15 protein-coding genes are annotated in these 13243 nt (G+C 70.8%); 8 read left to right on the top strand and 7 right to left on the bottom strand.

The window, feature by feature from the left end; translation table 11 throughout:
- Position 1 precedes the first annotated feature (1 nt).
- Positions 2–502, bottom strand: coding sequence for a YcgN family cysteine cluster protein (locus BM041_RS05755; protein ID WP_092956682.1), 501 nt, complete (start codon positions 500–502; stop codon positions 2–4).
- Between the two features lie 83 nt (positions 503–585).
- Here BM041_RS05755 and BM041_RS05750 point away from each other — a divergent pair, with 83 nt between their 5' ends.
- Complete coding sequence (locus BM041_RS05750; RefSeq protein ID WP_092956678.1) at positions 586–1101, top strand: DUF3592 domain-containing protein; 516 nt, start codon at positions 586–588, stop codon at positions 1099–1101.
- The gene (locus tag BM041_RS05745; protein ID WP_139225967.1) at positions 1098–2219 is read left to right on the top strand and encodes a glycoside hydrolase family 71/99 protein; all 1122 of its coding nucleotides are present in this window, start codon (positions 1098–1100) and stop codon (positions 2217–2219) included. Before BM041_RS05750 ends, BM041_RS05745 begins: the two co-directional genes overlap by 4 nt.
- A 153-nt stretch (positions 2220–2372) precedes the next feature.
- Here BM041_RS05745 and BM041_RS05740 read toward each other — a convergent pair whose 3' ends face one another.
- Positions 2373–2618: a DUF3297 family protein gene (locus BM041_RS05740; RefSeq protein WP_092956672.1), complete on the bottom strand. Its 246-nt coding sequence runs from the start codon at positions 2616–2618 to the stop codon at positions 2373–2375.
- A 39-nt stretch (positions 2619–2657) separates the two neighbouring features.
- Complete coding sequence (locus BM041_RS05735) at positions 2658–3278, bottom strand: phosphohydrolase (RefSeq protein WP_092956669.1); 621 nt, start codon at positions 3276–3278, stop codon at positions 2658–2660.
- A 100-nt stretch (positions 3279–3378) separates the two neighbouring features.
- On the opposite strand from BM041_RS05735, the gene BM041_RS05730 reads away from it, so the two are divergent.
- The 6 genes from BM041_RS05730 (at position 3379) to BM041_RS05710 (ending at position 11061) form a co-directional block, all read left to right on the top strand.
- On the top strand, positions 3379–4605 hold the full coding sequence (locus BM041_RS05730) for a metallophosphoesterase family protein (protein ID WP_092956666.1): 1227 nt from the start codon (positions 3379–3381) through the stop codon (positions 4603–4605).
- A complete protein-coding gene (locus tag BM041_RS31755) occupies positions 4602–8048 on the top strand; it encodes an ATP-binding protein (RefSeq protein WP_092956663.1) in 3447 nt (1148 codons plus the stop codon). The genes BM041_RS05730 and BM041_RS31755 overlap by 4 nt, the downstream gene beginning before the upstream one ends.
- A gap of 60 nt (positions 8049–8108) precedes the next feature.
- Entirely contained in the window at positions 8109–9644 is a 1536-nt protein-coding gene (locus BM041_RS05720) for a UxaA family hydrolase (RefSeq protein WP_092956660.1), read from the top strand.
- Positions 9645–9782: 138 nt separating this feature from the next.
- Positions 9783–10685, top strand: coding sequence for a hypothetical protein (locus tag BM041_RS05715; RefSeq protein ID WP_092956657.1), 903 nt, complete (start codon positions 9783–9785; stop codon positions 10683–10685).
- Positions 10685–10873 (top strand): hypothetical protein, encoded by a 189-nt coding sequence (locus BM041_RS29885; protein ID WP_139225966.1) that lies wholly within the window; start codon positions 10685–10687, stop codon positions 10871–10873. The genes BM041_RS05715 and BM041_RS29885 overlap by 1 nt, the downstream gene beginning before the upstream one ends.
- Positions 10870–11061 (top strand): hypothetical protein, encoded by a 192-nt coding sequence (locus tag BM041_RS05710; protein WP_092956655.1) that lies wholly within the window; start codon positions 10870–10872, stop codon positions 11059–11061. Before BM041_RS29885 ends, BM041_RS05710 begins: the two co-directional genes overlap by 4 nt.
- Here BM041_RS05710 and BM041_RS05705 read toward each other — a convergent pair whose 3' ends face one another.
- The 4 genes from BM041_RS05705 to BM041_RS05690 are packed head-to-tail and all read right to left on the bottom strand — an operon-like array spanning position 11062 to position 13230.
- Entirely contained in the window at positions 11062–11373 is a 312-nt protein-coding gene (locus BM041_RS05705; RefSeq protein ID WP_092956652.1) for a YdhR family protein, read from the bottom strand. It abuts the gene before it with no gap.
- A 4-nt stretch (positions 11374–11377) separates the two neighbouring features.
- Positions 11378–11569, bottom strand: a complete 192-nt coding sequence (locus tag BM041_RS05700; protein ID WP_092956649.1) for a hypothetical protein — start codon at positions 11567–11569, stop codon at positions 11378–11380.
- A gap of 24 nt (positions 11570–11593) precedes the next feature.
- On the bottom strand, positions 11594–12439 hold the full coding sequence (locus tag BM041_RS05695) for a fumarylacetoacetate hydrolase family protein (protein ID WP_092956646.1): 846 nt from the start codon (positions 12437–12439) through the stop codon (positions 11594–11596).
- 41 nt (positions 12440–12480) lie between these two features.
- Positions 12481–13230 carry an SDR family oxidoreductase gene (locus BM041_RS05690; RefSeq protein WP_092956643.1) on the bottom strand — a complete coding sequence of 250 codons (750 nt, stop codon included), beginning with the start codon at positions 13228–13230 and terminating at the stop codon, positions 12481–12483.
- Between the last annotated feature and the right edge of the window lie 13 nt (positions 13231–13243).

The following is a 13243-nucleotide window of genomic DNA, read 5'->3' as shown; positions in this document are numbered from 1 at the left end:
TTCAAAGTTCGGTATCCGATCCACGCTTGAGGGGCGGGATCGGCCGCGCCGCCTTGGGCACGCGGCCCGGCCAGGCGACGACATGGTCTTCCAGCGCACCCGCATCCCGTTCCGCGACCGCGCGGCCGCGGACGGAAACGCCGGCCTGGTGCACCGTCTCCGGATCGCCGGAGACGAGGGGGTGCCACCAGGGCAGGTCGCGGCCTTCCGCCAGCAGGCGATAGGCGCAGGTCGGCGGCAGCCAGTCGATCGCGGCCACCTTGGCGGGTGTCAGCTTGACGCAGTCAGGCACACGGGCCTTGCGGTTGGCGTAGTCGCTGCACTGGCAGGACTGGCTGTCCAGCAGGCGGCAGGCGACATGGGTCCAGAGGAGTTCTTCCGTCTCCCCGTCCCGCAGCTTGTGCAGGCAGCAGCGGCCGCAGCCATCGCACAGGCTTTCCCATTCCGGGCGCGTCATCGCGCCGAGGGTCTTCCTGCGCCAGAAGGGATCGGAGGCCGCCATCGACGGCACCCTAGCCCGAATGGTCGCGCTGGCAAGGCCGCTGCTTGACCGCAGCCGCCCGGCGCGGGCAGGTCTCCCCTGCAATGACGGCGCCCAATCCCTGGACGGCACGGCGCGGCGGCGGCGCGGCATGGCCGCCACCCCATTTCCGCAAGCGCTTCGCGCTGGCGCTGCTGGCCTGCGCGCTGGTGATGGCGGCCGGCCTCGTGGAGAAGGTGACGATCTGGCAGGGCACCGACACCACGGTCGCGACCGTCGTGCCGCTGCGCAAGGCGAATGGGGAGCCGGTCACGCGGGGCGAGGACCTGCCCGCCTGGCTGCCCGTGCCGCTGTTCACGCTGCGCTTCGAAACGCGCGACGGCGTGGTGGTGGAGGCGGAGAACGCCTCGCTGCGGCAATGGCCATCGGAAGGCGCCCGGATTCCGATTCGCTACGACCCGAGCGCCCCGGCGCGCAGCGTGGTGCAGGGGTCGAATTGGGACCTGCTGGTGCAGGCGATCGGCATCCTCGGCTTCGGCTGGGTGCTGATCCCGCCGCTGTGGCGGGCAATGTGGGGCGGGCTGCTGCGCTTCTGGCCGCTCTGGCCCTGGCGCGGATGATGATCGCGCGCCGGGCGCTGCTGGCAGGGCTGGCGGCCCTCCCGATGCCGGCCCGCGCGCAGGCGCGGCCTGTCGCCATCGGCGCCATCCGCTGGGATGCCTGGTATGCGCCGCGCTCCGTCCCCACCGCGGCGGTGGAACGCGCGCTCAGCCCCCCCGCCTGGCGCCACCGCGCGCCCTTCTTCGCGGAGGTGCCGGCGGATGGCGGGCCGGTGCGGATGCCGGCGCCGAGCCAGGCGGTGATGGACCGCCAGATCGACTGGGCGGCGGAGGCCGGGATCGATTACTGGGCCTTCGTCAGCTACCCGGCCGCGGCATCGATGAGCGCGGGTTTCCAACTGTATCGCGCCAGCGCGCTGCGCCACCGCGTGAAGTTCGCCCTGGTCTGCGAGGCCGTGCGCTGGGGCCGTCGCGATGCGCCCGGGGAGGCGCTGTCCACCCATCCCGCGCTGCTGGCGGACCCGGATTGCCAGCGCGTGGCCGGGCGGCCGCTCTATTTCCTCGGCTTCCTGTCGGATGACCTGATCGTGGAAGCCTGGGGCGGGATTGCGGGGCTGCGCGCGGCGGTGGACGGCTTCCGCCAGCGGGCGCGGGATGCGGGCGCCGGCGATCCCTTCATGGTGCTGATGACGCCGGTGCCGGACCAGGCGCGGCGCTGGGTGCCGCTGCTCGGCCTGGATGGCGTCTCCGCCTATGCCTGGCAGGCCGGGGCGCGGGCGGCACCCTATGCGGCGCTGGCGCAGGTGGCGGAACGCGGCTGGGCGGCGCAGGCGGCACTCGGCCTGCCCGTGGTGCCGACGGCGATGACGGGCTGGGACCGGCGCCCGCGCGTGCAGAACCCCGTCCCCTGGGAAGCCTGGCAAAGGCCCGGCGAGGGGATGGACCGGTTCTACGCGGCGCCCACGCCGGCGGAACTGACGGCGCATCTTCGGCGCGCCATCGCCTTCGCGGCGGGGCAATCCCCGCGCATGGCGCTGATCTATGCCTGGAACGAGAATGACGAGGGCGGCTGGCTGGCGCCGACCCATCCCCTCGATGCGTCCCGCCTGCGGGCGCTGCGGGATGCGGCCTGCCGGCCGGCGCCCGCGGATCGCTGCGTCAGGCTGCCGGCTTGGTGACCGTTTGGGAATGGCGGCGGCTGAGGGTTCGCCAGGGATTTTTCGGCCTGGGAAGGCGCTGGGCGCCGCCGATGCTGGTTGCATCGGCAAGCCCTGCAACGCACCCAGGGCGGAAAAGAACGGCGAAACCGACCCGCCGCTGTTCTCAAACGGTCACGCGGGCTCGTCGCGGAAATAGGGCTCGACGGTGCCCTTGAGCTTGAGCGTCAGCGGCATCCCACGGCGGTCCACGGCCTTGCCGACGGACACCCGCACCCAGCCTTCGCTGACGCAGTATTCCTCGACATTGGTCTTCTCGGTGCCGTTGAAGCGGATGCCGACACCGCGGGCCAGCAGCGCCTCCTGGTAGAAGGGGCTGCGCGGATCGACGGAGAGGCGGTCGGGCAGGGTATCGGTCATGCGGCCCCACTAACCCCCCCGAAGCCGCCTGCCAAGGGTTCAGGCGACCCGGCGCAATTCCGCGAGGAACCGCTCCGCCGCCAGTTCCGGCGGCCAGGGGCGCCAGGGATCGCCGCCATGGATCGCGGCCAGGGGGTCCGTTGCCATCACGGCGGCGCGGATGCCAAGCGTGTCGCGCACCTCCGCCACCGACCAGCCCGCGACATGCACCGCCTCCGCCGCCGCCATCGCGATGTCGAGCTTCTTGTGGAGCTTCTTCGACTCGGGCTCCCAGGCGGGCAGCGCGTAGCGGGTGGCGATCGCCGCGGAGAGCCGTTCCTGCAACTGGAGAAAACCGGGGCCGAGAAAGGGCTTGAGGGGGGAGATGCAGTCGAAATTGGTCAGCCCTTCCTCCGCGTCATGCAGCAACTCGCGCCTGGCCTCCGCGCGCGTCGGCGCGGGCTTCGTGGCCCGGCGCAGCGCCAGCACGGCCAGCGAATGCTGCGCGACGGAAAGCGGCGCGCCCGGCCACACCGAATGGCCGCCCCAGCGGAAGGTGCGGGCGAGGCCGGTGGCCAGATCCTCATCCGTCCAGTCGAAGGGGGTGGGCGCCAGCAGGTCGAGCCGCCTTCCGGATGGCAGGCGGACCCAGGCGCGCGCCTCCTTCGCCTTCGCAACCATGCGCAACCCTCCTGCCGATAGCGTCCCTTGATAGCGGGGTTGCACCAGCCGCCAAGCCGCGCGATGAAAACACAAGAGAATCCACCGTAACGGGGCCGGCATGAAATTCCTGCACGCGGCCGATATCCACCTCGACTCTCCACTCGCCGGCCTGCACGCACGGCAGGACCTCCCCGCCGGCCTGCTGCGCGACAGCACGCGCCGCGCCTTCATCGCCCTTGTCGACCTGGCGATCGCGGAGGACGTGGCCTTCATCGTCATCGCCGGCGATCTCTATGACGGGGACTGGAAGGATTTCTCCACCGGGCTGTTCTTCGCCGAGCAGATGAAGCGCCTGGCACCGCGCCCGTGTTTCCTGCTGCGCGGCAATCACGACGCGAAGTCGATCATCACCAAGGACCTGCGCCTGCCCGCCAATGTCCGCGAATTCTCCACGCGCAGCTGCCAGACGCATGACGTGGCCGAACTCGGCGTGGCGCTGCACGGCCATTCCTTCCCGAACCGCGCGGTGCCGGAGGATATTTCCCTCAGTTACTGCGAACCGCTCCGCGGGCGCCTCAATATCGGCGTGCTGCACACCTCCGCCCAGGATGCCGGCGAGCATGAGACCTATGCCCCCTGCGAACCCGGGCAGTTGCGGCTGAAGGGCTATGACTACTGGGCGCTCGGCCACATCCATGCGCGGCGCGTGCTGCATGAACGCCCCTGGATCGTCTTCCCCGGCAACATCCAGGGCCGCCACATCAGGGAGACCGGCGCCAAGGGATGCAGCCTGGTGACGGTGGAGGATGGCCGCGTGGTGGCGGTGGAGCACCGCAACCTCGACACGCTGCGCTGGGCGCTGCTCGACGTGGATGCGGAAGGCGCCGACATCGTCACGCTGACCGGGCGGATCGGCGATGCGGTGCAGGAGGCGATCGCGGCGGCCGATGACCTGCCCGTGCTGGCCCGCCTGGTACTGCGCGGGGAGACCGATCTGCACGCCGCGCTGGCGAGCGATGGCGAACGCCTGGCCGCCGAATGCCGCGGCGCCGCCATCGCGGCGGGCGGGCGATTGTGGGTGGAGGCGGTGCGGGTGCGGACCTCGGCGCCGAAAAGCCGGGCGGAGGGGATGCTCGACCCGCTGCGCGCCGCCTTCGCCGCGGGGCTGTCAGACCCCGCCCGGGTGCAGGCGCTGCTGGCGGAGATGGCGGCGCTGCGCGCCAAGGTGCCGCCGCCGGGGCGGGACGCGCTGGATGTGCCGGCCGATGAGGAAGGGCTCGGCCGATTGCTCGAGGAAGCCTGGCAGGTGGCGGAAGCCGCCATCACGGCGGAGGAACGGGGATGAGGCTCCTCACGCTCGACCTGCTGCGCTACGGGCATTTGTCCGATGTGCGGATCGACTTCCCGGCGGATGCGGCCCTGACCGTGGTGCTGGGCGCGAACGAGGCGGGGAAATCCACCGCGCTGTCGGCGATCGGCGATGCGCTGTTCGGCTTCCCCGAACGATCCCCCTTCGCCTTCCTGCACCAGGGCACGGCGCTGCGCATCGGCTTCACCGTGGCGGCGCGGGACGGGCGGCGCGGCGCCTTCATCCGCCGCAAGGGACGGCGCGACACGCTGCTGGACGCCGATGGCACGGCGGTGCCGGAGGAAGCGCTGCTGCGCCTGATGGGCGGCGCCGACCGCAAGCTGTTCGAGACCGCCCACGGCCTGGACAGCGCCACGCTGCGCCGGGGCGCGGAGGCGCTGCTGGGCAGCGGCGGGGAGGCCGGGGAAAGCCTGCTGGCCGGCATGGGCCTGCCGCATCTCCGCCACGCGCTCAAGCGCCTGGATGACGAAGCCAAGGCCCTGCATGGCGATGGCCGCGGCCGCCGCGCGCTGTCCGTCGCCACCGAGGCCTGGAACGAGGCCCGCCGCCAGGCCGAGGAAGCCGCCATCCGCCCGCGCGAATGGGCGGAGGCGGAGGCGGCGCTGGCCGATATCCGCGCGCGGATCGAGGCCGACACGACAGCCGCCGCCGACCTGGCGGCGGAGGCCGCGCGCCTGCAACGGCTGCGCCGCGTGCTGCCCATCCTGGCGCCGCTCGCCCGGCAACGGCAGGAACTGGCCCGGGTGGCCGATGCCCCCCGCCTGCCCGCCGATGCCGCCACCCGCCTGGCCGCCGGCCAGGACGCGCTGCGCCAGGGGGCGGAGGATGCGCGGCGGGAAGCGGCGGAGGGCGCGCGCCTGCGGGCGGAGCGCGACGCCATCGCGCCCGATGCCGCGGTGCTGGCCCTGCAGGACCGGATCGACGCCCTGGCCGCGCAGCGCGTGGCGATGACGGAGGCCGAGCGCGACCTGCCCGGCGTGCTGCGCCAGGTGGCGGGGTATCGCGCCGCGGTGGCGGAGGCCGCGGGGACGATCGGCAGCGAAGCGCCGCCGGAATCCCTGCGCGATGCCCTCCCCTCCCCCGCCGCGCGGGACCGCGCGCAGAAGCTGATCCGCCGCCGCACCGAATACGCCACCGCGCTGCGCAGCGCGGAGGAGGCGCTGCGGGAGGCGACGCGCCGGCGGGACCTGGTGGCGGCGCAGTTGGCCGCAGCCCCAGCACCACCCGCCGCCGGGCCGCTGAAGCGCGCGATCGAGGCCGCGCAGGCCGAGGGCAAGGTGGAGCAGGAATGGCTGGCGGCGGAGCGCGCGCTGGCAGCGGCCACAGCCCAGGCAAGCGCCGCGCTGGCCGCGCTGCCGCTGTGGTCCGGCGATGCCGCCGCCCTCGCCGCCTGCCCGCTGCCGCTGCGGCCGATGGCAGACGCCGCAAGCGCGCGGCTGCAATCCACCGCGGAGGCGCTGGACGCCGCGCGCCGCGCCGCCACCGCCCTGGCGGCGGAGGTGGCTGCGCTGGAGGAGGCGGTGGAGCATCTGGCGCGCGGCGAGGTGGTGCCGACGCGGGACGTGATCGCCGCCGCCCGGGCGCGCCGCGATGCCGCCTGGGCCGCCTTCCGCGATGGCGCGGCCGATGAAGCGCCACGCTTCGAGGCGCTCCGCGACGAGGCCGATCGCCTGGCCGATGCCCGCGCCGACGACGCCCAGCGCGTGAACGACTACGCGGCCAAGCAGGCCCGCCTGGCGCTGCTGCGCGGCCGCCAGGCCGAAGCCGCCACCGCGATCGAGGCCACCGGCGCGGAGGCCACGGCCGCGCAGGCCGCCTGGGCCGCACTGTGGTCCCCCGCCGGCATCACCCCCGACACCCCCGCCGCCATGGCGGAATGGCGACGGGCGCGGGAGGAGGCGCTGCGCCTGGCGGCGCTGCAGGCCGAGGCCCGGGCGCGCCGGGACGGGCTGACCGAACGCCGCGACCAGGCCCGCGCCGCGCTGCGGCCGCTGCTGCCGGGCGCCGCGCCCGATGCCTCCCTCGCCGCGCTGCTGGCGCTGGCGCTGGATGCGATGGAACAGGCGGAGGCGACGGCGCAGGCGCATCGGCGCCTGTCGGACCGGCTGGCCCAGGGCGGGGACCAGGTGACGGAGGCGCAATCGCGGCTGCGCGCCGCGACGGCCGATTTGGCGGGGTTCGAGCCCGAATGGGGCGCCGCCGCGCAGGCGCTCTCCCTGCCCGAGGGTTCGGGGGCGGAGGCGGTGGAGGCGGCACTCGGCGCCTGGACCCGGATCGCGGAGGCCGCGCGGGCCTGGCGGAACGATGAGGGGCGGGTGGCCGCGATGCAGGCGGCCCTCTCTGCCTTCGGGCAGGAAGCGGCGGCGCTGGGCGCGGCGGCGGGGGAGGCAGCGGAAGCCCCATCGATCCTCGCCGCCCGGCTGGCACGACGCCTGGCGGAAGCGCGGCTGGCAGCGGGCAGCGTGGCGGCACTCGGCAAGCGCATCGCCGAACGGGATGAAGCGGTGACGAAGGCGCTGGCGCGGCAGGAGGCGGCAGGGGCGGCGCTGCGGGACCTCGGCGACCAGGCGGGCACGGATGACATCCCGGCGCTGGAGGAGGCGATCCGCCGCGCCGCCGCGCGGGATGCGCTGGCTGCCTCCGTCGCGGGGCTGGAGGCGGAGTTGCTGCGCCAGGGCGACGGGCAGCCCGAGGAGGCGCTGCGGGCGGAGGCCGAGGCGGTGGACCCCGACCAGGCGGCGGCGCGGATCGCGGCCATCGAGGCGGAGCAGGCGGCGCTGCGCGACCGGCTGACGGCATCGGGCGCCGCGCGGCAGGAGGCGGAAAGCCGCCGCGCCGCCCTGGAAGCAGGGCGGGACGCGGCGGCCCATGCGCAGGAGGCCCGGCACCATTTGGCGGAGGCGCAGCACGCCGCGGAACGCTACGCCCGGCTGCATGTGGCGCGCACGCTGCTCCAGGCGGGGATCGAGCGCATCCGCCAGGAAAGCCAGGGCCCGCTGCTGCGCGCCGCCAGCGCGCATTTCGCCCAGCTGACGGAAGGCCGCTACGCCGGCCTGACGGTGGATGAGGATGAGGCGCGCCGGACCCTGATCCGTGCCCGGCGCGGCGATGGCAGCGAATGCCCGGTGGACGGGCTGAGCGAGGGCACCCGGGACCAGCTGTTCCTGGCGCTGCGCGTCGCGGCGGTGGAAGCCCAGGCCGCGCGGGCGGAGCCCCTGCCCTTCATCGCCGACGACCTGCTGGCGACCTTCGACGATCGCCGCGCCAGCGCGGGCCTCCGGCTGCTGGCAGGGCTGGGCGCCAGCACCCAGGCGATCCTGTTCACCCACCACGCGCATCTGGCCGCCCTGGCCGCCCGCCTGCCGGGGGTGGTGGTGCGGGAATTGCCGGTACCGGCGGGCATGCGGCCGGCGGCGTAGCGCTTCCGACTTGGCGCGCGCCCCGTCTGGCGTAAGCTGCGCGCAAAGAGGAACGCTGCCATGGACGTCCGCACCCTGCCCCCCGTCATCCGCCTCGGCGACGATGATACCGTCCTGATCGCCCGCATCGGCCTGCCCCCCGGCACGCCGGTGATGGAAGGCGTCGCGGTGCGGGACCGCCGCGTGCCGCCCGGCCACAAGGTGGCGGTGCGCGCCCATGCGGTGGGGGATGCCATCCGGCGCTACGGCCAGATCATCGGCTTCGCGACGGAGGTGATCCAGCCCGGGGATTGGGTGCACACCCATAACTGCGCCATGGGCGACTTCGCCAAGGATTACGGCTGGGGCGTGGATGCGAAGCCGACGCAATTCGTCACCCCAGCCGCCACCTTCCAGGGCTTCCGTCGCGCGGATGGGCGGGCGGCGACGCGCAACTACATCGGCATCGTGACCAGCGTGAACTGCTCCGCCCATGTCGCGGAGCTGATCGCCGACGCCTTCAAGAAGAACCCCTTCACTGGCACCGATCCGCTCGCCGATTTCCCCAATGTCGACGGCGTGGTGGCGCTGACCCACAAGACGGGCTGCGGCATGACGATGGGGGAGCCGCTGAAGCTGCTGCGCCGGACGCTGGCGGGCTTCGCGAGGCATGTGAATTTCAGCCACGTCATCGCCATCGGCCTGGGCTGCGAGGTCAACCAGCTCGGCCCGATGCTGGAGGAACAGCGCCTGGCCGGGCGGCTGCGGAACATGGACATCCAGGAGATGGGCGGCACGCGGAAGACCGTGGAAGCCGGCATCGCCTTCGTCCGCGAAGTGCTGGCCGAGGCCAACCAGGCGGTGCGGGAGACGATCCCGGCCAGCGAATTGACCATCGCCCTGCAATGCGGGGGCTCCGACGGCTATTCCGGCATCACGGCCAACCCGGCGCTGGGCGTGGCATCGGACCTGCTGGTGCGGCATGGCGGCACCGTGATCCTGTCCGAGACGCCGGAGACCTATGGCGCCGAGCACCTGCTGACGCGCCGCGCCGTGTCGCGGGAGGTTGGCGAGAAGCTGGTCGGCCTGATGCGCTGGTGGGAGGAATACACCGAGCGCGAGGGCGCCGAGATGAACGCCAACCCCAGCCCCGGCAACAAGGCGGGCGGGCTGACGACCATCCTGGAAAAGTCGCTCGGCGCCATGGCCAAGGCGGGCAGCACCAATCTGGTCGAGGTCTATCGCTACGCGGAGCCCGTGACCGCGAAGGGCTTCGTCTTCATGGACACGCCGGGCTACGACCCGGTGGCGGCGACGGGCCAGGTGGCGGGGGGTGCCAACCTGGTGTGCTTCACCACCGGGCGGGGGAGCGTCTTCGGCTGCAAGCCCGCACCCTCCATCAAGCTGGCGACCAATTCCGCGATGTATGAGCGCATGTCGGAGGACATGGACATCAATTGCGGCGGCATCGTCACGGGGGAGGAAAGCGTCGCGGAATGCGGCCAGCGCATCTTCGAGCTGATCCTGCGGGTGGCGAGCGGGGAGCGGACGATGAGCGAGGCGTATGATTTCGGGGGGGCGGAGTTCGCGCCATGGACGCTCGGCGCGACGATGTGAGTGCGGGGGGCGGTGGTAGCGTTCCCCGGATGGGCGCGCACCATCAGCCTTTGGATACGATATCAAAACATCTTGGCGACGACAGAATGGCGGGCTAGCGTCATCCCTCGCTAAACCTTTGGCGACCGCCCGTTCGACATGAGCCTTGATGCAGCACTGATCGGAAACGACTTCCACCGCCTCAAGCGGACGGTGTTGGTGCTCGCGATCGTCAACATCCTCACATGGATCCTCAATGTCACCATAGCCGATGGAAGCACTGTGCTGGGCGTCATCAGGATCGATACCTCTGTCAGGCTGGCCGATTTCCTGTCCGCGATACTCATCGTATCGATGATTCGCCTAGCGTTCGACTGGCATTCGCAGCCGACCGAGCTGAGAAAAAATTCGACCGAGATCGTTGATTTTTCCCTGACCCTTTGTTTCGCCATCCTCGTCGTAGCCTGTTATTGGCCCGTACGCGGCTTCGAGTTTCTCATGAAATCACAGAAGCAGGCCACGGTTAAGGAATTCAACGAGTATGTCCTGATTTTCATTATCGGCACAGCCGGCTTCCTGGCGATCGCCTATTCGTTGATCTCGACATGCCTTCGATTCACGAGCGGCGTGCATGTCATCGCTCAGTATGTGCAGGAATTCCGTGAAGGCCCCTTCGAGACCGACCCAGCGAAGCTGGAACGATATCTGACGGTATCGGAACAGAAATTTGTTTTCTTTCCGGATTCGCCGACGCAGTTTAAGATACTGCGTTTTGGAAATAGCGACTCTCACCTGACACGCTCGCTGATCACGAAAAATGGCAATGAGAATGAATTCGCGTGGAAAATTGTGGGAGGTAGGGCGGGGGCGGGCGCCACGCTGGAGATTTATGCCAGACAAGACTGGAACGAAATTGCGGGCACGAATGCGGGAACGCCCTATTCGGTTTTCCGGTTTCATCGTCGTAGACTGATGTGGGTCATGGACAACAACGCCAGAGTCCGGAAAGGCCCCGTGCTGAACCAGTACATGATGCCGCACGAGGCAGAAAAGCAGACGTGATGCTGTGGCGCCAGGATGCCACAGACACGCCGCCCTATCACGGCAAGCGCAAGGGAATGGGGCTCGCTCAGGCAGGTCTGTTGCTTGGACCGGCCATGCACATCGAGGAAGCCCGGCTTGACTGCCGGATCATCGAGCGGACAGCAGGCACTGCCGATCTGGCGACAGTTCACGGGAAGGGACCATGAATCGCATCAACCCCGCCGAACGCCGCGCGCAGATCCGTCATAAAATCGCCGAAGGCGCCGTCATCCCGCCCGCGGAGGCGATGATGAATTCCGGCCGCCGCCGCACGCCGGAGAAGCGGGAGATACTGAAGCGCCTGCAGGAACTGGCCGAGGAACGCGGCCAGAAGCCCTGGCCGGCGAAGTTCTGATCAGCCGAGCGGCGCGCCGTTGATGGCGCTCAGCGCCGGATTGATGGTGCGGTATTCAGCGACCATCTCATGCACGCCGCGCTTCGCCAGGCGCACGCGGTGCGCCTCCACATAGGTCTCCGCCAGCGCGCGGCTTTCGAACAGATAGACCCCGCCGGCGCGGCCGGCCGCGCGGTCCTCGGTCCAGATCTTCCACAGGAAGCCCGGCGCGCGGCCGATCTCCTCCGCCATCGGCTTCAGCGCCTCGGTCCGCTCGGCGCTGAAGTCGTGGTTGGCGAAGTCGACGAAGATGACGACCGGGCCGTCGCTCATCGGCTCAGGGGGCCGGCGGCGCTGCCGGGGCGTTCAGGTCCAGGAACTTCAGCGGCCGCCAGCCGGAGACGTTGTTCGCCTCGAAGCTCAGCTTCCAGGAACGGCCATTCACGCTGTCCACCAGGACCACGAACATCCCCGTGCCCACCGGGCAGGCGACGACCTGGTAACGTCCGTTCTCGCTGCTGTCGGCCATGCTCTCGATTCCCCTGATGGTCGCTTATTCGTAGGCCACGGTGCGCTGCGTCTGCTCGCCAAGGCCCTTGATGGACAGCTTCATGGTCTGCCCGGGCTTGAGGAACATCGGCGGCTTCTTACCGAGCCCGACGCCCGGCGGCGTGCCGGTGGAGATCACATCTCCGGGATGAAGCGTGATGAAGTGGGAGACGTAGTGCACGAGGTGCCGGACGCCGAAGATCATGGTCCGGGTGGACCCGTCCTGCATCCGAACCCCGTCCACGTCCAGCGTCATCGCCAGGTCCTGGGGATCGGCCACCTCGTCCTTCGTGACCAGCCAGGGGCCGAGGGGGCCGAAGGTGTCGCAGCCCTTGCCCTTGTCCCAGGATCCGCCGCGCTCGATCTGCCATTCGCGCTCGGAGACGTCGTTGCAGACGGCGTAGCCCGCGACATGGTTCATCGCCTCATCCTCCGACACGCACTTGGCGGTGCTGCCGATGATGATGGCGAGTTCGACTTCCCAATCCGTCTTCACGGAGTTTTTCGGGATCATCACGTCGTCATTCGGGCCGCAGAGGGCGCCCAGCGACTTCAGGAAGACGATCGGCTCCTTCGGGATGGCCGCCCCCGTCTCCGCCGCGTGGTCGGCGTAGTTCAGCCCGATGCAAACGAAGTTCTTCATGCCGGAGACCGGCGGGCCAAGCCGCGGGCTGCCGGGGACCGCCGGCAGGCTGGCCGGGTCCAGCGCCGCCAGCTTCGCGAGGCCAGCGGCGGAGAGCGCATCCCCGGCCAAATCCGGGATTACGCCCGACAGGTCGCGGATGGTGCCCGAGGCATCGAGCAGGCCGGGTTTTTCCTGGCCCGAGGGGCCGTAGCGGAGGAGCTTCATGGGGGACGCCTATAGAAGAAAGCTGCGGGGGCGCGAAGAGGCTACAGGGTCCAGCCGCCATCGATGACGATGGCCTGACCCGTGACAAAGGCGCTTTCGTCGCTGGCGAGGTAGGTGGCCAGCGCCGCCATCTCCTCCGCCGTCGCCAGCCTGCCCATGGCCTGGCGGGCCACGAAGGCGGCGCGGGCGGCCTCCACGCTGCCGGCCACCGCGGCATTGGCGGCGATGCGGTCGCCGAGGCTCGGCGTATCCACCGTGCCGGGGCAGATCGCGTTGCAGCGGATGCCCTGGGTCACGTACTCCGTCGCCACCGACTTGGTCAGCCCGATCACCGCGGCCTTGGTGGTGCCGTACAGGAACCGGTTCGGTGCGCCTTTGATCGAGGAACAGGCCGAGGACATGTTGACGATGGTGCCGCGGCTTCGCGCCAGCATCCCCGGCAGCACTGCCTTCACCATCCGCCACATCGACCGGACATTGAGGTCGAAGGCGAAGTCCCATTCCTCATCGGTCGCTGTCAGCACCGTGTTCTGGTGCACGAAGCCCGCGCAGTTGAAGAGGATATCGACCTCCCCCATCGCCGCCACCGCATCGGTGATGGCGCCGGGGTCGAGTACATCGAGCGCGCGGGTCGTCAGCCCCGGCGCCTTGAGGTCCGCGAGCTTCGCCACATCCCGGTCGGTCGCGACCACCATCGCGCCTTCCGCGGCGAAGGCGAGCGCGGTGGCGCGCCCGATCCCCTGCGCCGCCGCCGTCACCAGGCAGCGCTTGCCTGCCAGTCTTCCAGCCATGGTCCCGTGTCCC

It is taken from the genome of Falsiroseomonas stagni DSM 19981 (assembly GCF_900114315.1).
Classification (GTDB): Bacteria; Pseudomonadota; Alphaproteobacteria; order Acetobacterales; family Acetobacteraceae; genus Falsiroseomonas; species Falsiroseomonas stagni.
The sequence above is the reverse complement of the archived record's forward strand: the minus strand, read 5'-3'. Positions and strand labels throughout refer to the sequence as shown.